22 protein-coding genes are annotated in these 20488 nt (G+C 71.8%); 14 read left to right on the top strand and 8 right to left on the bottom strand.

Annotated features, from left to right (window positions below; translation table 11 throughout):
- Nucleotides 1-226: 226 nt before the first annotated feature.
- Together VGN18_RS02320 and VGN18_RS02325 are read right to left on the bottom strand one after the other, a co-directional pair.
- Nucleotides 227-433, bottom strand: coding sequence for a hypothetical protein (locus VGN18_RS02320; protein WP_327538015.1), 207 nt, complete (start codon nt 431-433; stop codon nt 227-229).
- A gap of 36 nt (nt 434-469) precedes the next feature.
- A complete protein-coding gene (locus VGN18_RS02325; RefSeq protein WP_327538016.1) occupies nt 470-805 on the bottom strand; it encodes a hypothetical protein in 336 nt (111 codons plus the stop codon).
- A gap of 150 nt (nt 806-955) precedes the next feature.
- Here VGN18_RS02325 and VGN18_RS02330 point away from each other — a divergent pair, with 150 nt between their 5' ends.
- The 10 genes from VGN18_RS02330 (at nt 956) to VGN18_RS02375 (ending at nt 10299) form a co-directional block, all read left to right on the top strand.
- Nucleotides 956-2158 carry an MFS transporter gene (locus tag VGN18_RS02330; RefSeq protein WP_327538037.1) on the top strand — a complete coding sequence of 401 codons (1203 nt, stop codon included), beginning with the start codon at nt 956-958 and terminating at the stop codon, nt 2156-2158.
- 133 nt (nt 2159-2291) lie between these two features.
- On the top strand, nt 2292-3284 hold the full coding sequence (locus tag VGN18_RS02335; protein WP_327538017.1) for a sulfate ABC transporter substrate-binding protein: 993 nt from the start codon (nt 2292-2294) through the stop codon (nt 3282-3284).
- Nucleotides 3281-4168, top strand: coding sequence for a sulfate ABC transporter permease subunit CysT (gene cysT / locus VGN18_RS02340; RefSeq protein ID WP_327538018.1), 888 nt, complete (start codon nt 3281-3283; stop codon nt 4166-4168). The genes VGN18_RS02335 and cysT overlap by 4 nt, the downstream gene beginning before the upstream one ends.
- A complete protein-coding gene (locus tag VGN18_RS02345) occupies nt 4161-5015 on the top strand; it encodes a sulfate ABC transporter permease subunit (protein ID WP_327538019.1) in 855 nt (284 codons plus the stop codon). Before cysT ends, VGN18_RS02345 begins: the two co-directional genes overlap by 8 nt.
- Before the next feature lie 13 nt (nt 5016-5028).
- Complete coding sequence (locus VGN18_RS02350) at nt 5029-5985, top strand: sulfate ABC transporter ATP-binding protein (protein WP_327538020.1); 957 nt, start codon at nt 5029-5031, stop codon at nt 5983-5985.
- A gap of 48 nt (nt 5986-6033) precedes the next feature.
- Nucleotides 6034-6489, top strand: coding sequence for an Rrf2 family transcriptional regulator (locus VGN18_RS02355; RefSeq protein WP_327538021.1), 456 nt, complete (start codon nt 6034-6036; stop codon nt 6487-6489).
- 246 nt (nt 6490-6735) lie between these two features.
- Nucleotides 6736-7599 (top strand): hypothetical protein, encoded by an 864-nt coding sequence (locus tag VGN18_RS02360; RefSeq protein ID WP_327538022.1) that lies wholly within the window; start codon nt 6736-6738, stop codon nt 7597-7599.
- Between the two features lie 49 nt (nt 7600-7648).
- On the top strand, nt 7649-8995 hold the full coding sequence (locus VGN18_RS02365; protein ID WP_327538023.1) for a pitrilysin family protein: 1347 nt from the start codon (nt 7649-7651) through the stop codon (nt 8993-8995).
- A 27-nt stretch (nt 8996-9022) separates the two neighbouring features.
- Nucleotides 9023-9775: a 4-hydroxy-tetrahydrodipicolinate reductase gene (dapB, locus tag VGN18_RS02370; RefSeq protein ID WP_327538024.1), complete on the top strand. Its 753-nt coding sequence runs from the start codon at nt 9023-9025 to the stop codon at nt 9773-9775.
- The gene (locus VGN18_RS02375; RefSeq protein WP_327538025.1) at nt 9772-10299 is read left to right on the top strand and encodes a mismatch-specific DNA-glycosylase; all 528 of its coding nucleotides are present in this window, start codon (nt 9772-9774) and stop codon (nt 10297-10299) included. The genes dapB and VGN18_RS02375 overlap by 4 nt, the downstream gene beginning before the upstream one ends.
- A gap of 67 nt (nt 10300-10366) precedes the next feature.
- Here the strand turns inward: VGN18_RS02375 and VGN18_RS02380 are convergent, their stop codons facing one another.
- The 4 genes from VGN18_RS02380 to VGN18_RS02395 form a co-directional block, all read right to left on the bottom strand.
- Nucleotides 10367-10993, bottom strand: a complete 627-nt coding sequence (locus tag VGN18_RS02380; protein WP_327538026.1) for a DUF2461 domain-containing protein — start codon at nt 10991-10993, stop codon at nt 10367-10369.
- A gap of 23 nt (nt 10994-11016) precedes the next feature.
- Nucleotides 11017-11553 carry a GNAT family N-acetyltransferase gene (locus VGN18_RS02385; protein ID WP_327538027.1) on the bottom strand — a complete coding sequence of 179 codons (537 nt, stop codon included), beginning with the start codon at nt 11551-11553 and terminating at the stop codon, nt 11017-11019.
- Between the two features lie 9 nt (nt 11554-11562).
- Nucleotides 11563-12963 carry a hypothetical protein gene (locus tag VGN18_RS02390; protein ID WP_327538028.1) on the bottom strand — a complete coding sequence of 467 codons (1401 nt, stop codon included), beginning with the start codon at nt 12961-12963 and terminating at the stop codon, nt 11563-11565.
- 70 nt (nt 12964-13033) lie between these two features.
- A complete protein-coding gene (locus tag VGN18_RS02395; protein WP_327538029.1) occupies nt 13034-13699 on the bottom strand; it encodes a DedA family protein in 666 nt (221 codons plus the stop codon).
- 61 nt (nt 13700-13760) lie between these two features.
- On the opposite strand from VGN18_RS02395, the gene VGN18_RS02400 reads away from it, so the two are divergent.
- The gene (locus VGN18_RS02400) at nt 13761-14993 is read left to right on the top strand and encodes a winged helix-turn-helix domain-containing protein (protein WP_327538030.1); all 1233 of its coding nucleotides are present in this window, start codon (nt 13761-13763) and stop codon (nt 14991-14993) included.
- On the opposite strand, the gene VGN18_RS02405 is transcribed toward VGN18_RS02400, so the two are convergent.
- Nucleotides 14994-15821: a DUF4097 family beta strand repeat-containing protein gene (locus tag VGN18_RS02405; RefSeq protein WP_327538031.1), complete on the bottom strand. Its 828-nt coding sequence runs from the start codon at nt 15819-15821 to the stop codon at nt 14994-14996.
- Between the two features lie 25 nt (nt 15822-15846).
- Complete coding sequence (locus VGN18_RS02410; RefSeq protein WP_327538032.1) at nt 15847-16416, bottom strand: toxin-antitoxin system HicB family antitoxin; 570 nt, start codon at nt 16414-16416, stop codon at nt 15847-15849.
- 130 nt (nt 16417-16546) lie between these two features.
- Between VGN18_RS02410 and thyX the strand changes: the two genes are divergently transcribed.
- From thyX to VGN18_RS02425, 3 genes are all read left to right on the top strand, one after another.
- A complete protein-coding gene (gene thyX, locus VGN18_RS02415; RefSeq protein WP_327538033.1) occupies nt 16547-17299 on the top strand; it encodes an FAD-dependent thymidylate synthase in 753 nt (250 codons plus the stop codon).
- Between the two features lie 38 nt (nt 17300-17337).
- The gene (dapA, locus tag VGN18_RS02420) at nt 17338-18231 is read left to right on the top strand and encodes a 4-hydroxy-tetrahydrodipicolinate synthase (RefSeq protein WP_327538034.1); all 894 of its coding nucleotides are present in this window, start codon (nt 17338-17340) and stop codon (nt 18229-18231) included.
- Nucleotides 18232-18279: 48 nt separating this feature from the next.
- A partial coding sequence (locus VGN18_RS02425) for an FtsK/SpoIIIE family DNA translocase (RefSeq protein WP_327538035.1) occupies nt 18280-20488 on the top strand: 2209 nt, incomplete at its 3' end.

Below are 20488 nucleotides of genomic sequence, written 5' to 3' on the forward strand. Positions count from 1 at the left end.
TCCATGCGGTAGCGCGGGCAGGCACGACGCTCACCGCGCCGGTCGGGCTTCTGTTCGGATGGCCACCGGTCCAACGAGACCACGGCACGGTGGGCACAGGCTCGGAACTGCGCCGGCGTTTCGTGCCCCGCTCGGGGCAGCACTCGTGCCTCGACCTCCGCTGCGATCGCATCGTCGACCCCGGAGCGCCGCGTCGGACAGCGCCCGCGCATGATCGAGCGTCAACTCACCGCGGCTCATCGCGTCGAGAGTCGCCGGATCGCGGCTTCACCAGATCGACCATGGTCGTCACCCGAGTCCCGGCACTGCGTGGCGACCATCGCAACACCGCCGCGATCTCATCCACGACGTACTCCTCGTCGTGGGTCTCCAGGAACGAGGGCCCCGGTAATTCCTCGAGCCGAGCCAGCATCCGCTGCTCCTCGGCATCCAACCGCTCCTCCCACCGAGATCCTGTACGACGGAAGGGCTACTCGGTGACCTCGAAGGTCAGGCGGTGCTCGCTGTAGCCCGAGTCGTGCTGGTTGCGAGCCGAGACGTGCCACGTGCCCGCGTCGAGTTCGCCTCCGGCCACGTGCACCGTGCCCGAGTACTCCTGGCCCGGTTCCGCGCCGACGGCCGTCACGTGATAGCTCTTGTGGTCCGGCGCGTAGTCCACCGTGAGGTCGAGAACCACCACGTCGTGCATGCCGGCCGCCTCGTCGCCGTCGTTGCGGACGGGGATCGACAGCGCAAAGGTCGTCGAGGTGGTGACCTCGGCCGGGTCGATCCACGGCGTGCCGGACGGGACCAGATATGCGGGCATGGTTGCTCCTGGCTGGTTGAGGAAGCGGTGCTGAGCGTTGTGTATCGGTAACCGGCCGCCGTGCCAATGCCCCGAAGGGCACGCAGAGGGGCGGCGCTTACGCTGGACGGGTCGGCGCCCGCCGACGACGAGAGGGAGGTCCGCGTGCGCATGTTGCGCGGGCTGCCGTCCGAGGTGCGGGCACTGGTCGGGGTGGCCTTCATGGTCGCGCTCGGCTTCGGCCTGGTGGCTCCGGCGCTGCCGCTGTTCGCCCGCCAGTTCGGCGTCGACAAGACGCTGGCCGGCGCCGTGGTCAGCGCCTTCGCCCTGATGCGGCTGCTCATGGCCCCGTTCGTCGGGCGTCTGGTGAACCGCTTCGGCGAGCGCCTGCTGCTCGCCACCGGCATCGGGGTCGTCGCGGTCTCGAGCGCGCTGGCCGGGCTGGCCCAGAGCTATTGGCAGTTGCTGGTGCTGCGCGGCGCCGGTGGCGTCGGGTCGATCATGTTCAGCGTCAGCGCGGCCAGCCTGCTCGTGCGGGTGACCCCCGACCACCTGCGCGGCCGGGCCCAGGGCGTGTGGGCCGGAGCGTTCCTCATCGGCATGATCGCCGGACCGGCGGTGGGCACGGTGGCGACGTTCTCGCTGCGGGCCCCGTTCTTCCTCTACGCCGGCACGCTCGTGGTGGCGGGCGCGCTCGGGCTCGGGTCGCTGCGGCACAGCGAACTCGCCGCGCGCAGTTCGGTGCGAGCGGCACCGACCCGGCTTGCCACCGCCCTGCGGAACCGGGCCTACCTCGCCGCGCTGGCGGCCTCGTTCGCCGGCGACTTCGCGCTCGTCGGGGCCCGGGCGTCGATCGTCCCGCAATTCGTCACCGACCGCCTGCAGCTCAGTGCCGGCTGGGCGTACGCGGCCTTCCTGATCGTGAGCCTCGTCAGCGGTGCGCTGCTGCTCCCGGTGGGCAGGATCGCCGACACCCGTGGACGGCGGCCGGTGATCGTGGTCGGGCTGCTGGTCGGCGCGGTCGGGTTCGTCGTGCTGCCCGCCGTTCCGGTGGCGACGGGTCTCGTGCTGGGGGCCGTGCTGCTGGGCGCGGCCGGAGCGGCCGACTCGGTCGCGCCCGGCGCGGTGATGGGCGACGTCGTGGCGGGACGGGGCGGCACGGTCGTCGCGGTCTTCCAGATGTCGGGTGACCTCGGCGCGGTGCTGGGTCCGGTCGTCGCCGGCTGGATCGCCGACGGAGCCGGCTACGGCGTCAGCTTCGCCGTCTGCGCTGTCGTCTGCGCGCTGCCGGTGCTCGTCGTGGCCGCCGCACCCGAGACCCTGCGTCGCAAATCCGACGATCTGCCGCAACCCGTCGCCTCAGACGTGACGTAGTCGTCGCGGGGGCGACTCCCGGCCGGCCTGATTGCTATTCTCTATGCGTTCCATAGGAATACTCGGATCTGTAGAGAACTCGGGTTGCAAAGCCCACTCCCCGGAAAGCTGGTAATCGATGTCCCCGTCTGTCATGCGCCCTCGCCGTGCCGCCGCCCTGCTGGCCACCGCCGCAGTCGCCGTCGCGGGGCTCACCGCGTGCTCCGGCGACTCGAGCAGCGAGACGGTCCGCCTCGTCGCCTACTCGGTGCCCAAACCGGCCTACGACGCCCTCGCCCAGGCGTTCGCGGAGACCAAGGACGGCAAGGGCGTCACGATCAAGGGGTCGTACGGACCGAGCGGCGCGCAGAGCAAGGCCGTCCTCGCCGGCCAGAAGGCCGACTACGTCGGTTTCTCGGTGCAGCCCGACCTGACCAAGCTGGTGCCCAAGATCGTCGATGCGAACTGGAACACCGGCCCGACCAAGGGGCTGGTGTCCGACTCGGTCGTCGTCATCGCCGTGCGCAAGGGCAATCCGAAGCACATCACCGGTTGGGACGACCTGGTCAAGCCCGGCATCAAGATCGTGACGCCCGATCCGGCGTCGTCCGGCTCGGCGAAGTGGAACATCCTGGCCGCGTACTCGCACGTGCTCGCCCAGGGCGGCTCCGAGGCCGACGCCGCGGCGTACCTGAAGAAGTTCTACGCCAACATCACCAGCCGGGCCTCCAGCGGCGCCACGGCCACCACCCAGTTCCTGTCGGGTACCGGCGACGTCCTGATCTCGTACGAGAACGAGGCCATCGCCGCTCGCCAGAAGGGCAAGGCGCTTGACTACATCGTCCCGGCGCAGACGATCCTGATCGAGAATCCGGCCGCGGTCACGAAATCAGCGTCCTCGGCGGCCAAGAAGTTCCTGTCCTTCGTCGAGAGCGAGGCCGGTCAGGAGATCTTCGCGGCGAAGGGCTACCGCCCGGTGCTGAGCGGCACCAGGATCCCGAGCGTCGCCGGCGCCAACGACCCGGGCAACCCGTTCCCGAAGCCGGCCGAGCTGGTGACCATCGCCGATCTCGGCGGGTGGAAGGTCGTCAACGAGAAGTTCTTCGGTGACAACGGCATCGTCACCAGGATCGGCAAGTCCGGGTGACGTTGTCGCTCGACACCCATGACGGGCCGGCGCCGGGGGCGAGATCTGCGCGCCGCGCCCGCCGTGGCGTCGCCCGCGCCGGCCAGCCGCTGCGCCCCGCCTCGGGCGCCGCGCTCGGCGTGGTCGTGCTGTGGCTCAGCCTGCTGGTGCTGCTGCCGCTCGCCGCCGTGGTCGGTCGGGCGTTCGGACGGGGCGGGTCGGGGTTCTGGTCGGCCGTCACCGATCCCGAGACCGCCGCGGCGCTGAAGCTGACGCTCGCACTCGCCGTCGGCGTCGCGATCGTCGGTGCGGTCATGGGGACGATCGTCGCCTGGGTGCTGGTCCGCGAGCCGTTCCCCGGATCCCGCGCGCTCGAACTCGTCATCGACATCCCGTTCGCGCTGCCGACCGTGGTGGCCGGCGTCGTCATGCTCGCCGTCTACGGCGGCCAGACCGCCCTGGCCCCGAACCTGGTCGGCACCCGGGTCGGGCTGTTCGTCACGCTGCTGTTCGTCACGCTGCCGTTCACGGTGCGCACGGTGCAGCCGGTGCTGCTCGATCTCGACCGCGATGCCGAGCAGGCGGCCGCCTCGCTCGGAGCCGCGCCGTCGGTCGTGTTCCGCCGTATCGTGCTGCCCCAGATCCTGCCCGCCGTGGCCTCCGGAGCGGCCCTTGCGTTCGCCCGCGCGCTCGGTGAGTACGGCTCGTTGGTCTTCATCTCGAGCAACCTGCCGTTCCGTACCGAGGTGGCGTCGGTGCTGATCTACGGCAAGCTGCAGGACGCCGACCACCCCGGGATCGCGACCCAGCAGGCCGCAGCGATCTCGACGGTGCTGCTGCTCGCGAGCGCGCTCGTGCTCGGGCTGCTCGATCTCATCCAGCGCCGGGTGGCCCGCCGTGGCTGACGTCGCGATCGCCCCCGCGCCCGCCGTGCGTCCGGCCCGTCGACCGGACTCGACCCGGGCGGCACCGGTGCTGCGCACCGTCGCCGTGCTCTACGTCGGCATCCTCGTCCTGGTGCCGCTGGCCCTGATCGCCTACCGCACCTTCCAACCCGGGCTCGGCGAGTTCCTCAGCGCGCTGTCCCGACCCGACGCCGTGCATGCGTTCCAGGTGACGGCCGCGGTCGCCGGCTCGGCGGTGGTGATCGACGTCGTGTTCGGTGTCGCCGTGGCGATCCTGCTGGCCCGCTACCGGTTTCCCGGGCGGCGCCTGCTCAGCGCCTTCATCGACCTGCCGGTGGCCGTGTCGCCAATCGTCGTCGGGCTCGCACTCGTGCTCGTCTACGGCCCGAACGGCTGGTTCGGTGGCTCGCTCGCCGGCAGCCCGCTGCAGGTGATCAACGCCAAGCCCGGCATGGTGCTCGCGACCGTCTTCGTCTCGCTGCCGCTGGTCGTCCGGGCGGTCGTCCCGGTGCTCGACCAGGCCGGGGTCGAACAGGAACAGGCAGCGTCCTCGCTCGGGGCCAACTCGGTGCAGCGCTTCTTGCGCATCACGCTGCCCACGATCCGGGTGGCGCTCGCCTACGGCACCGTGCTCAGCATCGCCCGCTGCCTCGGCGAGTTCGGCGCCGTGCTCGTCGTGTCGGGCAACGTCGCGGGGGAGACCGAGACGGCCACCCTGCGCATCGGCAACCTCATCGACCAGGAGCAGGACACGCAGTCCGCCTACGCGATCGCGTTCGTGCTCGTGCTCGCCGCCCTGGCCGCCATCGTCGTGTCCGCCTACATCCGCCGGCGACGACCGGCGTGAGTCTGGAGATCTCGTGAGTATCGAAGTCCGCGGCGTCGGCAAGCGGTTCGGCGACTTCGTCGCCCTCGACGACGTCGACCTGTCCGTGCGCACCGGCGCCCTCACCGCCCTGCTCGGTCCGAGCGGCGGCGGCAAGTCGACCCTGCTGCGCATCATCGCCGGGCTGGAGAGGGCCGACACCGGCACGGTCGAGATCGACGGTGAGGACGCGACCACCCTCCCGCCACGGCACCGCGACGTCGGGTTCGTGTTCCAGCACTACGCCGCGTTCTCGCACCTCTCGGTGTTCCGCAACGTCGCCTTCGGGCTCGAGATCCGCAAGCGGCCGAAGGAGGAGATCCGGCGCCGCGTGCACGAACTGCTCGAACTCGTCCACCTCGAACAGTTCGCCGACCGGCTGCCGGCCCAGCTCTCCGGCGGCCAGCGGCAGCGCATGGCGCTGGCCCGCGCGCTGGCGGTCGAACCCAAGGTGCTGCTGCTCGACGAGCCGTTCGGCGCCCTCGACGCCCAGGTGCGCAAGGAGCTGCGCGACTGGCTGCGCCGCCTGCACGACGAGGTGCACGTGACCACGGTCTTCGTCACCCACGACCAGGAAGAGGCGCTCGAGGTCTCGGACGAGATCGTGGTGATCAACCACGGGCGCATCGAGCAGGTCGGCAGCCCGGACGATCTCTACGACAAGCCGGCGAACGACTTCGTGATGTCGTTCCTCGGCCCGGTCACCCGGCTCGGCGGCCGGCTGGTGCGCCCGCACGACATCGAGGTGCTCCGGACGGCCGAGCCGGATGCGGTGCCGGCGCAGGTCACCCGCCTGCAGCGGGTCGGTTTCGAGGTGCGCGTCGAACTGTCCGGCGGTGAGACGTGGGTGCAGCTCACCCGTGGGCAGAGCGAGTCCCTGGCGCTGCGCGAGGGCGCCACCGTGTGGTTGCGGCCGGTGCACGACAGCACCAGCCTGGCCGTTCCCGTCTGACCGGCGCGCCGGACGAACAGCCCGGGCCCGCGTTTGCAAGGATGAGGCGTGCAGATCTCGGCCAAGACCGACTACGCGGTGCGCGCGCTGCTGAGTCTGGCCGCCCGCGAACCCGACCTCGTCAAGATCGACACGATCGTCACCGAGCAGAACCTGCCCCGCAAGTTCGTCGAGGCGATCCTCGGCGAGCTGCGCCGGGCCGGCCTGGTGCGCTCGCAGCGCGGCGCCGACGGTGGCTACGGGCTCGCCCGCCCGGCCCGCGAGATCACGCTGGGTTCGGTGCTGCGCGCGGTCGACGGCCCGCTCGCCGAGGTGCGTGGGCTGCGGCCCCACGAGACCGAATACGCCGGCGTGGCGCAGCACCTGCCGTCCGTGTGGGTCGCCGTGCGGGCCAGCCTGCGGCGCGTGCTCGACGAGACAACCCTCGCTCAGGTGCTGTCCGGCTCGTTGCCCGCCCACGTCCGGCGCCTGAACGAGGCTCCCGACGCCTGGCTGCCCCGCTGACCGTCGACGCACCGTGATCGTGTGCGGAGCGGCGTACCTCGGCGTACGGTGACCCGAGGGCGAGGGAAGGGTCCGCGCATGGGTGACATCGGTCCGATCCAACAGCGCTACGAGGTCCTGCCTGGGGTGAGCGCTACCGTTCCGTCGCCGGAGCCCATGCCCGTTCCGCAACCCGAACCGGTGCCCGAGCCGAGCCCCGTGCCCGCGCCCGAGCCGACCCCGCAGCCGCCCTCCGCCGGTTGAGCCGTGGGCGAGTTCTCCGGCTCCGAGCCGCTCGTCGGCGAGATCGTCGGGCTGCGCACCTTCCGGGTCGACGACTCGGGGCTGCTGCTGCCGCTGTACTCCGGCGGCGTCTGGTACGACGGCACGAACACCGCCACCTGCTCGCCGCCGACCGGCGACCATCGGCGCGGCCCGCACCGCGTGCCCGAAGCCGCGTGCGAGTGCGGCTTCTACGCCTACGGCACCCGCGAGGCCGCCGCCCGCAACCGGCACATGCGCTACGTCCGGGCGGTCGTGTCGTGCTGGGGTGACGTCGTGGCCGGCACGCAAGGAGTCCGGGCCGAGCATGCCCGCATCGACGCGATCTGGCTGCACCCCGGAGCGCCGTCCGGGTTGCGCCGTCGCATCGCCGGGCGCTACCCGTCGGCGCGGTTCTACGCCGACGCCGACGCGATGCTCGGCGAGCACCCGTTGTCCGAACTCAGCTGCTACGACCGGCCGCGCCGGGTGCGGCCGTCGTCCCGGATCGTCGCCGTCCTGGCCTTCGTCCTGCTCCTCGCGCTCGGCCTCGTACCGGTCGAGCAGTTGCGCGGCACCGACCCGCTCTGGGATCTGTGGATCGTCGTCACCGCCGTGGTCGCCGCGGTCACCGCGTGGCTCGTCGTCGGTGCGCACGGGGCGGGTCATCTGGCCGCCGCGTTCGTCGTCGGCGGGCTCCTGGCCTGGTTGGTCGCGCCGCTGTTCGGGCTGTCCGGGTGGTTGCTGCGGCTGCCCCTCCTGCGCGGCCTCGTCGTAGCCGCCGGCGGCTACCTGTTGACGCTGCGGCCGCACTACTTCCCGGTGGTTCGCGCGCCGCGCGAGCGGTCGTTCTGCGGCGTGGGCGGCTGAACCGCTGCGGGTGGCGCCGGGTGCCCGTGCGGGTCCGTAGGATCGCGGAATGACCTCTTCGCGTTCTGCCCGTCCCGTCTCGCGGGCCACGACGCGACGCCTCGACCGCGCGAGCGGTGGGGGAGTGATCACCCGTACCGTGCTGCCCGGCGGCCTGCGCATCATCACCGAGGCGATGCCCGGCGTGCGTAGCGCGAGTGTCGGCGTCTGGGTGCCCGTCGGTTCGCGCGACGAGTCGGTGTCGCTCGCCGGCACGAGCCACTTCCTCGAGCACCTGCTGTTCAAGGGCACGACCACGCGCTCGGCGCTCGACATCGCGAGCGCCATGGACACCGTGGGCGGCGAGTTCAACGCCTTCACCGAGAAGGAGCACACCTGCTTCTACGCCACGGTGCTCGACCGCGATCTCGACCTCGCCATCGACATGATCAGCGACGTCGTACTCAACGCCACGATCACCGCGCAGGACGTCGACATCGAACGCGGCGTCGTGCTCGAGGAGATCTCGATGCGCGACGACGACCCGGGCGACCTCGTCCACGACGAGTTCTCCACCGCGCTGTTCGGCTCGGTGCCGCTGGGTCGTCCCATCCTCGGCACCGAGGACTCGATCCGCACGCTGACCCGCCGTCAGATCCACGGCTACTACAAGCGGCGCTACACCCCCGACGCCATGGTGGTGTCGGTCGCCGGGAACATCGAGCACGCCGAGGTCGTCCGCACGGTGCGCCGCGCGTTCGAGGCGCGGCTCGACCCCGCAGTGCCCACGCTGCCGCCGCGGGCCGGGGCCACCGGCGCAGCGACGACGGGCTCACCCGACCGGCCTGTCCACGTCGTCGAGGACGACACCGAGCAGGCCAACCTCGTGCTGGGATGCCACGGGATGTCGCGCCACGACCCGCGCCGTTACGCGTTGGGCGTGCTGTCGTCGGCGCTCGGTGGCGGCATGAGCTCGCGACTGTTCCAGCGGGTGCGCGAGGAACGCGGCCTGGCCTACTCGGTCTACTCGTTCAGCAGCGGCTTCGCCGACGCGGGCCAGTTCGGCGTCTACGCCGGCTGCCAGCCGGGCAAGGCCGACGAGGTGCTGTCCTTGATGGTCGAGGAACTCGACTCGGTCGCCGCCGGCACGCTGACCCCGGCCGAGATCGAGCGGGGCAAGGGACAGATGCGCGGCGGCATCGTGCTCGGCCTCGAGGACGCCGGCTCGCGGATGACCCGTATCGGCAAGAGCGAGATCGCCTACGGCGACGTCATCGGCCTGGACGAGGTGCTGGCCAACATCGACGCCGTCACCGATGCCGACGTCGCCGCGGTCGCGGCCGACGTGTTGAGCCGCTCGCGCTGCCTCACCGTTGTCGGTCCGTTCGGCGCCCACGATTTCGACGGCGCGGTCTGACCCCGCATCTGTAGTGAGGAGCTGAAGATGACCGACTCACTCCGCGTCGGGGTGCTGGGCGCCCGCGGCCGCATGGGCGAGCAGGTGTGCAAGGCGGTCGACGCCGCCGACGACCTCGAGCTCGTGGCGATGGTCGACGCCGGTGACTGGCTGTTCAGCGTGGCCGACGCGGGTTCGCAGGTGCTCGTCGACTTCACCCACCCCGACGTCGTCATGGACAACCTCCGCTTCGCCATCGACCAGGGCATCCACGCCGTCGTCGGCACCACCGGCTTCACGGCCGAGCGGCTCGACACGATCCGCGGCTGGCTCGCCGACGCCCCGTCGGTCGGCGTGCTGATCGCGCCCAACTTCGGCATCGGCGCCGTGCTGTCCATGACGTTCGCGCAACTCGCCGCGAAGTACTACGACTCGGCCGAGGTCATCGAGCTGCACCACCCGAACAAGGTCGATGCGCCGAGCGGCACCGCAGTGCGCACGGCCGAGCTCATCTCGGCCGCGCGGGCCGAGGCCGGGCTCGGCGCGAGCCCCGACGCCACGACCCAGGAGCGCGCCGGCGCCCGCGGCGCCGACGTCGGTGGCGTGCACGTGCACGCGCTGCGGATCGCCGGGATGGTCGCCCACCAGGAGGTCATCTTCGGCGCCGAGGGCGAGACACTGACGATCCGGCACGACTCGCTCGACCGCGTCTCGTTCATGCCCGGTGTGCTGCTCGCCGTGCGGGGCGTGGCCGAGCGTCCCGGGCTCACGGTCGGGCTGGAACCGCTCCTGGGCCTGTGAGCCTGCAGGACATTCTCGGCCCCGATCTGCGGGTGGTGATCGTCGGCACGATCGCGGCGTGGCACCGCGCCGAGCACGAGCACTACTACGCCGGCTCCGGCAACAACTTCTGGCTGCTGCTGCACGAGAGCGGTCTGACCCCGGAGCGTCTGACGCCCGCCGAGGAACACCGGCTGCGCGACTTCGGCATCGGCCTCACCGACCTCGTGCGCACCGAACGCTCCGAGCCGGGGGAGCCACCGCGCTTCGACGTCGCCGGCCTCCACCGCACCCTGCGTGCCGCCGCGCCACCGGCCGTCGCCTTCGTCAGCAAGACCGCGGCGGCGTCCTACGCCCGGGCGACGCGGCAACGCCTCCCGCGTGACTACGGCGAGCTGCCCTGGACGGTCGACGGCACTCCGGCCTTCGTGCTGCCCGGCCCGTCCGGCGCCAACAACGGCATGCCCCTGCCGCTGCGCATCGCCCTGTGGCGCGACCTCGGCGACTTCCTCGCAGCGGGCGCCCTTCGGATCGGGGAGCGGTAGACGCTGCATCAGCGTCCAACGCTTCACACTCTGGTTCGTCGACCAGCCGCGGCACCCGCGGCCGATCTCAGTCGCGGCCGACGTGCGCGTCGAGCCAGGTGGCCAGCGGGAGCATGCCCTTCCACACCTTGACGATCTCCGGCTTCGCCCCGGGCGTCGTCAGCCAGTCGGGCGCACCGAGATCGCGCGAGGTGGTCAGCGTCTTGTGGCGCAGCAGGTCGGCCCGCGGATGGTCCTTCTCATAGCCGGCCGGCACCCGGGAGAGCTGCTCGCCGCCGATCGGCAGCTTCTTGCGGGCCAGGGCGGCGACGGCGCGCTCCAGCAGCGGCCCGGCGACGTCGTCGGCGACCGATCGGCGGTAGCGCGCGACCTGCTCCGAGCTCATGTGCCAGTACCCGGCGGCGAGGAACAGCCCGGCCGCCGAGACCTGCAGGTACACCGACGACTCGCCGAACCAGATGCCCTGGTGCGTCTTGTACGGCGTCTTGTCCTTCGCGAAGCGCACATCGCGGTAGGGACGGAAGAACTTGTACGCGCCGAACTGCTTCTCCAGCTCCAGCGCGAGCGCCTCGAGGGGCGCCTTGACCGACTCGTCGTAGACCGCCTTGTGCGCCGTCCAGAACGCCTTGGAGTTGTCGACCTCGAGGTCTTCGTAGAAGTCCAGGGCAGCGATGGGGATACCGGCGAACGTCACGCCCCCACGCTAGCGAAGGCCGGTCAGCCGAGTTCGGTGTGCAGCCGGATCTCGCGCAGCTCGCCGGCGCCGGTGTCGAGGGCGCGGACGAGGCCGTCCGGGGCCCAGCCGGTCGAGAGCAGGAACTCGCGGGTGACCTCGTCGCCCTCGGGGATCCACGCGATCGCCCGGGTCATGCCGTCCTGCCGCGCGTGGTCGACGGTGGCGGCGGCGAGCCGGGACCCGTGCCCGCGCCGGCCCCAGCGGGGCTCGACGAGCATCGGCGCGACCGCGACCGTCGAGGCCGGCTCGGGATCGTCGGCCTCGAGGTCGTCGGTCGGGCCGAAGGCGACGAACCCGACGAGCCACTCGCCCTCCATCGCCACCAGCAGGTGATGACGGGGGGAGGGCGCGTCGGTGATCGCCGAGGCCCACACCGGCTCGGCCGCGGCGGCCGACAGGCCGTCGAGGACGACCGGCGGCAGCAGGTCGGCGTAGGCCGTGCGCCAGGTCTCGACCTGGATGCGGGCGATCTCGCCCGCGTCGTCGGGACGGGCGGGGCGCACACTCACATCGGCCATGGCGCCAGGCTAGTGACGCCCGGCCGGGGCCGGCGCAGGCGCCTCCGCTGCTGTCTCCTCGATCTCCGGGCGCTCGTTCAGCGACCCCGACACCAGCTGGGCGGCGACAGCCACCACCGTGCCGAGCACGATCAGCACGATGCCGGCGGCGACGAAGTTGTTCGGACTGATCTTGGCGACGACGAGCACGATGCCGACGATGAACCCCAGGCTCCAGGCCCAGGCGGTGAAGCGCCGCCCGTACACGCCGCCGTAGAGCGCGAGCAGGGTGCCGAGGACGATGAGTTCGACCCCGGTGCCGGCCTGGCCGAAGCTGTCGGCCAGCGCGACGATGCCTCCCACGGTCGGGAAGAACCCGGCGACGACGAACGCGATCGCGGCGCCGGCCCGGCCGTTGCGGTCGAGCGCGAACGCGATCAGGTAGTACACGAGACCGAAGACCAGACCGATCGCGCCGATGGTCGCCGGGCTGGGGCCCCGCGGGCTCAGCGTCCCGTTGTCGAACGCCGCCGACGCCGATGCCACGAGCGAGTCGCCGGCCGCCTTGTAGGCGACGTAGGTGTAGAGGTTGACCGCGGCCAGGGCGAGCAGGAACGCGCGTCCGCGCATACCCGGGACGACGACGTAGCCGGCCAGCCAGAGCAGGATCGACACGAGGTAGACGGCGTCGAGGTTGATCGGGAAGCTGCCGGTGAACGTGCCGCCGATGTCGAGGGTGAGGAAGCCCAGCGTCAGCGGTACGCCGACCGCGCCGAGCACGGCTCCGGCGGTGGCCAGCGGGCCGTGCTTCCGCGCCACAGCGAGCGCATAGCCGCCGACGGCCATCACCAGCGAGAGCCCTGCGCCGAGGAAGCGCCGCCCCTCGCCCTGGGTCGACGGCCCGCGGCCGTTGAGGTCCAGGTGCAGACCCTCGCCGAGGTAGCTGATCGACCACAGCAGCACGCCGAAGACGATGAGCACCGCCCCGGCCCCGGCCAGCGAGACGCCGAAGCGCGCCTCGGGACGCCGCCGCGTGCGCGAGCCGAGCCGTTCGGCGAGCGATCCGGCCGGCGCCGGGCGTCCGCCGCCGGGAGCGCCGTAGAAGTTCGGATACCCCTCGGGTGCGACCGCGCCGTACGGCGACTGCTGGCCGTACTGGGGTTGCTGGCCGTACTGGGGTTGCTGGCTGTAGCCGGGCTGCTGCCCGTACTGGGGTTGCTGCCCGTACTGGGGCGGCCCGCTGTACCCACCCTGCGGACCCGGCTGCAAGGTCTGCGACCAGAATCCACCGCTCGCGGGTGGGGTCCCGCCCGGCGCCGCCTCGCCCGCAGGCTCCGGATTCTCGACCGCGCCGTGGCGCGGCGGCCGGAACGGCTCGTCCGGGTCGACGGGCGGGCCGGACGGCGGGGTGTTCGGCGGGGGTTCGGTCATGCGGCGCAGCCTAGGAGAATGATCGTTGTCGCGCTCGGCGACGCGGCCGTGCCGGGGACAACTCCCCGGTTCAGCCGATGGTCGGCTCGACGTTCGCCTCGGCCGCGAACGCCTCGCCCTCGGCCGTCTCGCGCCGGCGCTTGCGCACGTGCAGCCCCACGGCGACGACGATGATCACGCCCAGGATCGCCAACGGCGCCCAGGTGAGCGTCTCGCCGACGACGCCCAGCGCGGAGGCGAACCCGTAGCCCAGCAGCACGCAGCCCGGCGCCCACACGACGCCGCCGACGGCGTTCCAGAGCAGGAAGGTGCGGTACCGCATGCCGCTCATCCCCGCCATGGACGGCATCAACGCGCGCATCAGAGCGGTCATCCGGCCCAGCAGCACCGCCTTGCCGCCGTGGCGGTGGATGAACCCGTCGACGGCCGACCACCGGTGCTCGCCGACCCAGTTCCCGAGCCGGGAGCGGCGCAGCGACGGGCCGAACTTCTTGCCGAACTCGTAGCCGACCGAGTCGCCGCCGATGGCGCACACCACGGCAATCACAATCATCAGGCCGAGGTTGAGGTTGCCGTACTTCGCGTTGCAGAACACGCCGGCGACGAGCAGGGCCGTCTCGCCCGGCAGCACCATGCCGACCAGGATCGCCGCCTCGGCGAAGGCCAGGCCGCCCGCGATCACGTAGAGCCAGAGCCCGACGGTCTCGCCGATGGACCGCATGATGGACTCGAACATCGCCCGATGATGACATGCCGTGATGGGTCCGGTGTCGGACCGGCTCACTAGGGTCCGGCGCATGGCGCACCCCGGACCGCCCCCAGCCCGGCTCACCCCCGATCACGCGCGCCGCATCGCGCTCGCGGCCCAGGGCTTCGCCGAGCCGCGTCCTACCGGCCGGATCGACGCCAGGCACATCAAGCGGGTGCTCGACCGCGTGGCCCTGCTGCAGATCGACTCGGTGAACGTCTTCTCCCGCAGCCACTACCTACCGGTGTTCGCCCGGCTCGGTCCGTACCCGCACAAGGTGCTCGACCGGCTCACCGCCTACACCGCTGCCCCGACGCGTCCGATCATGTTCGAGTACTGGGCCCACGCCGCGTCGCTCGTGCCGCTCGAGTTCCAGCCCCTGCTGCGCTGGCGGATGGATCGGGTGCACGTCGAGTCCTGGGACGGCATCCGCCGCATCGCCCGTGACAACCCGGCGCTGCTCGACGACGTCCTGCAACTCGTCGAGCAGCAGGGCCCGATCGTCGCTGGCGACACCGGCATCCCACGGCCCGCGCCGCGACCGGGCCACATGTGGAACTGGCACGAGGGAAAGACCGCGCTCGAGTACCTGTTCTACAAGGGCGTCGTCACGACCTCGAAGCGGGTGAACTTCGAGCGCTACTACGACCTCACCGAGCGGGTGCTACCGACCGGCGTGCTGGCCGTGCCCACCCCGTCCGAGGACGACGCGAAGCGCGATCTGGTGCGCATCTCGGCGCGCGCATTGGGGGTGGCCACCGAGGCCGACCTGCGCGACTACTTCCGCATCTCCAGCGCGGCGACCAAGGCGGCGATCGTCGACCTCGTCGAGTCCGCCGAACTCGTGCCGGTCGAGGTCGACGGCTGGCGCGCGCCGGCCTACATCTGGCACGAGGCGCGCCGCCCGCGCCGGGTCCACGCCCGCGCGCTGCTCTCGCCGTTCGACTCGCTGGTCTGGTTCCGCGAGCGCACCGAGCGGCTCTGGGACTTCCACTACCGCATCGAGATCTACACCCCGGCCGCGCAGCGTCGCTTCGGCTACTACGTGCTGCCGTTCCTGCTCGACGAATCGCTGGTCGGGCGGGTCGACCTCAAGTCCGACCGGCAGGCGCGCGTGCTGCGGGTGCAGAGCGCCTGGCTCGAGCCGGGCGCCGATCCCGGCCGTGTCGCGGCCGAGCTGGCCGAGGAACTCGAACTCGTCGCGGCGTGGCAGGGGTTGTCGGGCATCGAGGTCATGCCGCGCGGCGACCTGTCCCCGGCGCTCGCCGCGGCGGTCGGGTGATCAGGCGGCGGTCGCGGCGCGGAACAGGCGCACGTCGCCGCTGCCGGTGCGCGCGCGGACGGTAATCGCCCCTGCCTTGCTCGACGGCCGCTCCTCGATCGGCAGCTCCGAGCGCACCGTGCCCGAGCCGGTCGTGACATCGACCTTCACCGGCACGCCGGCCGGCAGGCCGATGCTCATCGGCCCCGACCCGCTGGCGAGATCGACGTCGCCGTGCACGGCGTCCAGGTGGGCCTCGCCGGCCCCGGACCGCGCCTTGACGTTGCCACGCACCTCGCCCACCTCGAGGCGGCCGTTGCCGCAGCCCGACACCAGATCGCCGAGCACCTCGCCGAAGCGGGCGTTGCCCGAGCCGGAGCGGACGACGACCGAACCGGTGACCCGCTCGGTGGAGCTGTCGGCGCTGCCGTAGCGCAGGGTCAGGTCGCCGTCGATCTCGTCGAGCGTGATGGTCCCGGATCCGGTGGCGACGTCGGCACCCGCGAGCCGTCCCTTGGTCGTCACCGACGCAGTGAAGGTCGCCGCCTTCAGTGCGGTGCCGCTCGGCACGGTGATGACGACGTCGACGCCGGCCTTGCCCTGCGGACGCCACGGCGCGATGAGGTCGGCCAGGCCGCCCTGGCGCGGCGCGTGCACGGTGAGCGTGGGGCCGGACATCTCGACGGTCATCCGCTCGGCGAGGTCGGCCGTGCCCTCGCGGGGCGTTATCTCGACGGTGGCCTCGGCGAGATCGTCCATGGCGACGACGACGGCCGAGCCGTGCCCGAGCCGGACGGAGAGATTGATCGGCCCGCTGAGCGGGAAGGCGTGGGTGGCGCCGGCGTTCATGAGTTCTCCTGAGGTCGTGGGATGGTCAGCCGTTGATCCAGCCGGTGACCCGGCCGCCGTGCTCGCCACGCTTGTGGCCGCTGCCGGGGCCGCTGTGCCCGCCGAAGCCGCCGGGACCGAACGGGCCACCACTGCCGAACAGGCCGGCCCCGAGCCCCCCGAACGGACCCGGGTGCAGGGCGTTCGTCGCGGCCCGGACCAACCAGGTGTTGACCGAGACGCCGTCGCGGGCGGCGGCCTCGTCGACCTCGGTCTTGAGCGCTTCGGAGAGCCGCAGGGAGATTCTGGCGCTCGCGTCGTCGTCTCGGCGCGCCTCGCCGCCCGGTGCCTCGGCCGTCGCAGCCATCGGCTGCACCCCGATGTGGATCTCGTCGCCGTCGAGACGGACGGTGACGGCGGGGGAGCCGGGGTAGTCCAGCAGGGCGGCGGTGATCTCGTCGGCGGCGGCGGACACCGCGTCGAGCACGGCGAGCCGGACGGCCGGGGTGGCCGCGGTGGCCAGCGCGGCGGCGATGTCCTTGGTGCGGTCGTCACCGAGCGCGGCGGCGGCGGTGAGCTGGTCCTGGACCTGGACGAGATGCTGGTCGAGATGCATGACATCACTATGACATCACCTTGACGTCATCGCAACGGTGTGCCGTCGCAGCGCGCCGCGGCCTCGGGTGCCGGCCCCGGCGGTTAGGCTCTGACCCACCGAACCGCTCGTCACCGTTGCAGGAGCCCGCGTGCCCGACATCGTCCCGTTGAAGGTGCAGGCCATCGCCTGGACCCACTTCGAGCCCCCGGCCGACGTGCCGTGGGAGACCGACACCGATGGCGGCGAGGCCCTCGCCGAGTTCGCCGGCCGGGCCTGCTACCAGTCGTGGAAGAAGCCGAACCCGGCCACCGCCACGAATGCCGGCTACCTGCACCACATCCTCGAGGTCGGCCACCTGTCGGTGCTCGAGCACGGCTCGGTCACGTTCTACCTGTCGGGCATCTCGCGCTCGCTCACCCACGAGCTGATCCGGCACCGGCACTTCAGCTACTCCCAGCTCTCGCAGCGCTACGTCCCGGAGAAGGACGCCGCGATGGTCGAGCCCGACGTCATCGCCGACGACCCGGAGCTGCACGCCAAGTTCGTGGCGGCCTCCGAGGCGGCGGTCGCGGCCTACACCGAACTGCTCGAAGGGCTCGAGAAGAAGTTCGCCGACGTCGAGCACGCGACGCTGCGGCGCAAGCAGGCCCGTCAGGCCGCGCGGGCCCTGCTGCCCAACGCCACCGAGACCCGCATCGTGGTCACCGGCAACTACCGGGCCTGGCGCCACTTCGTGGCCATGCGGGCCTCCGAGCACGCCGACGTCGAGATCCGCGCCCTGGCGATCTCGTGCCTGCGCGAGCTGAAGCGCATCGCGCCCAACGCCTTCGCCGACTTCGAGATCACCGCGCTGCCCGACGGCACCGAGGTCGCCTCCAGCCCGATGGTCAGCGAAGGCTGACTCCCGTAATCGGCGGACGGGGCGGGTATTCTCGCCCCGTGGAAACAGACACGTCGCGCCGCCCGTTCGGGCGCGTGCTCACGGCCATGGTCAGCCCGTTCGACGTGTCCGGGGCGCTCGACCTGAAGAAGGCCGTCGAGCTGGCGACGTATCTCGTCGACGAGCAGGCCAACGACGGCCTCGTCATCAACGGCACCGGTGGCGAGTCGCCGACGACCACCGACGGCGAGAAGGCCGAGCTCATCGCCGCAGTGGCCGATGCGGTCGGCGATCGCGCCCACATCGTGGCCGGGGTCGGCACCTTCGACACGGTCCACACCATCCACCTGGCCGAGCAGGCGGCCAAGGCCGGCGCCCACGGGCTGCTGGTCGTCACGCCGTACTACTCGCGACCGCAACAGTCCGGGCTGCTCGCGCACTTCCGGGCCGTCGCCGACAGCACCGACCTTCCCGTGCTGCTCTACGACATCCCGGGGCGGTCGGGCATCCCGATCGAGCCGGCCACGATGATCACGCTCGCCGAGCACGAGCGCATCATCGGGGTGAAGGACGCGAAGGGCGACTTCACGGCGTCGTCGCTGGTCATGGCCGAGACCGACCTCGCCTTCTACGCCGGCAGCGACGCCGAGACCCTGCCGTTGCTCTCGATCGGCGCGTGCGGCGTGGTCGGCACCTCCACCCACTTCTGCGGGCCGCAGACCAAGGCCCTCGTCGAGGCCTTCGAGCGGGGGGACACCGCCGAGGCGCTGCGGCTGCACCGGCAGTTGCTGCCCATCTACACCGGCATCTTCAAGCTCCCCGGCACCGTGCTGGTGAAGGCCGGGTTGCGGTCGCGCGGTCTGGACGTCGGCGGGGTGCGGCTGCCGCTGATGGACGCCACCGACCACGAACTCAGCCACCTGCGCGAGGATCTCGCCGCCGCCGGGCTCTAGCCTCGCGCGCCTCCCGACAACCCTGAAGTTCAGCGTTAGGGTTGCTCGGTGGCAGCTACCGGAACGAAGCCCCGACCGCCGGCGCGCAAGTCGACCGGACGGACGACCCGGCCCGCGGCGAAGCGCTCGGGCCGATCGCCCGCCGCCGCGCCGTTCGTCGGCGCGGCCAGGGCGGTCGCGGCCGTGTGGCGCAGCCTGGCGGCCGTGCTCGGCAGCCTCGCCCGTGCGGCCGGCCGCAACGCCGCCACCGCCCGCGAGCTGGACCCCGCCCACCGCCGCGACGGCGCCGCGCTCGGCGTGCTCGCCTTCGGGCTGATCAGCGTGATGGCGATCTGGTTCACCGCCGCCGGTCCGATCGGCCACCTCATCGACACCGCCTGCCGGGCGGTGCTCGGCAACGGCGCCGTGCTGCTGCCGATCGCGCTGATCGCCGGTGGCGGGCACATGCTGCGCCAGGCGCCCGAGCCGAAGGCCCGCGGCCGGGTCGTGGTCGGTGGCGCCGCACTGCTGCTGGCCGTCCTCGGCCTGTTCGACGTCTGGGCCGCCAGCCCGACCACCGCCGCCGGGCGCGCCCACGCGGGCGGGCTCATCGGCACCGCCGTCGGCGCCCCGCTGTCCCACGGGCTGTCCGCGGTCATCGCCGTGCCGCTGCTCGCCGTGGTCGGCGTCTTCGGCATCCTCGTGCTCACGGCCACCCCGATCAGCGTCCTCGTCGACTACGTCCGCACCCTCACCGGGTTCGGCCGCGGCGAGGCGACGGCGCTGCCCGAGGTCGACCCCGAGGTCGACGAGACCGTGCGCAAGCCGCGCCGCCGCCGCACCCCGCCGCCGGTCGCCGACGCCGACAGCGCCACCGAGCAGATCGCGCCAGACGACGACGCCACCGCGGCCATCCCGACGGTCAAGCCGCGCAAGCCGCGGACCAAGCCGGTCGAGCCCGACCTGCCGCCGATCGACCGTCCGATCCAGCTCGAGCTCTCCGGTGGCGGCGGCATGTACACCCTGCCGCCGATCAAGGATCTCGCGAAGGGCGCTCCGCACCTCGAGCACACCAAGGCCAACGACGAGGTGATCGCCGCCCTGCAGCAGGTGTTCTCGGAATTCGACGTCGACTGCGCGGTCACCGGCTTCAACCGGGGCCCGACGGTCACCCGTTACGAGGTCACGCTCGGCCCCGGCGTGAAGGTCGAGCGCATCACCAACCTGACCCGCAACATCGCCTACGCGGTGAAGAGCGCCGAGGTGCGCATCCTCAGCCCGATCCCGGGCAAGAGTGCGGTCGGGGTCGAGATCCCCAACGCCGATCCCGAACTGGTCATGCTCGGCGACGTGCTGCGGTCCCAGGTCGCGCAGCGCGACCAGCACCCGATGCTGGTGGCGCTGGGCAAGGACGTCGAGGGCGGTTTCGTCGTCGCCAACCTGACCCGCATGCCGCACCTGCTGGTCGCCGGTGCCACCGGCGCGGGCAAGTCGAGCTGCATCAACACGCTGATCCTGTCGATCCTCACCCGGGCCACGCCCGACCAGGTGCGCATGGTGCTGATCGACCCGAAGCGGGTCGAGTTCGCGGCCTACCAGGGCATCCCGCACCTAGTCACGCCGGTGATCACCAACGCCAAGAAGGCGGCCGACGCGCTGCAGTGGGTCGTGCGCGAGATGGACATGCGCTACGAGGACATGGAGACCTCGGGCGTGCGGCACATCGACGACTTCAACCGCAAGGTGCACAACGGGGAGCTGAAGGCGCCGCCCGGCTCCGAGCGGGTCTACCAGGCCTACCCCTACCTGCTCGTGATCATCGACGAGCTCGCCGATCTGATGATGGTCGCCCCGCGCGACGTCGAGGACTCGGTCGTGCGCATCACCCAGCTCGCCCGCGCCGCTGGCATCCACCTCGTCATCGCCACGCAGCGTCCGTCGGTCGACGTCGTCACCGGTCTGATCAAGGCCAACGTGCCGTCGCGGCTCGGCTTCAAGACGTCGTCGCTCGCCGACTCGCGGGTCATCCTCGACCAGCCGGGCGCCGAGAAGCTGCTGGGCAAGGGCGATGCCCTGTTCCTGCCGATGGGTGCCTCCAAACCGGCCCGCATGCAGGGCGCCTACGTCACCGACGCCGAGATCAACTCGATCGTCGACCACTGCAAGAAGCAGCTGCAGCCGACGTATCGCGAGGACGTCACCGCGCCGGTCGCGGCCAAGAAGGAGATCGACGAAGACATCGGAGCCGACCTCGAGTTGCTGCTGGCGGCGGTCGAAC

This window comes from Jatrophihabitans sp. (assembly GCF_036000465.1).
In the GTDB taxonomy this organism is placed as follows: domain Bacteria; phylum Actinomycetota; class Actinomycetes; order Mycobacteriales; family Jatrophihabitantaceae; genus Jatrophihabitans.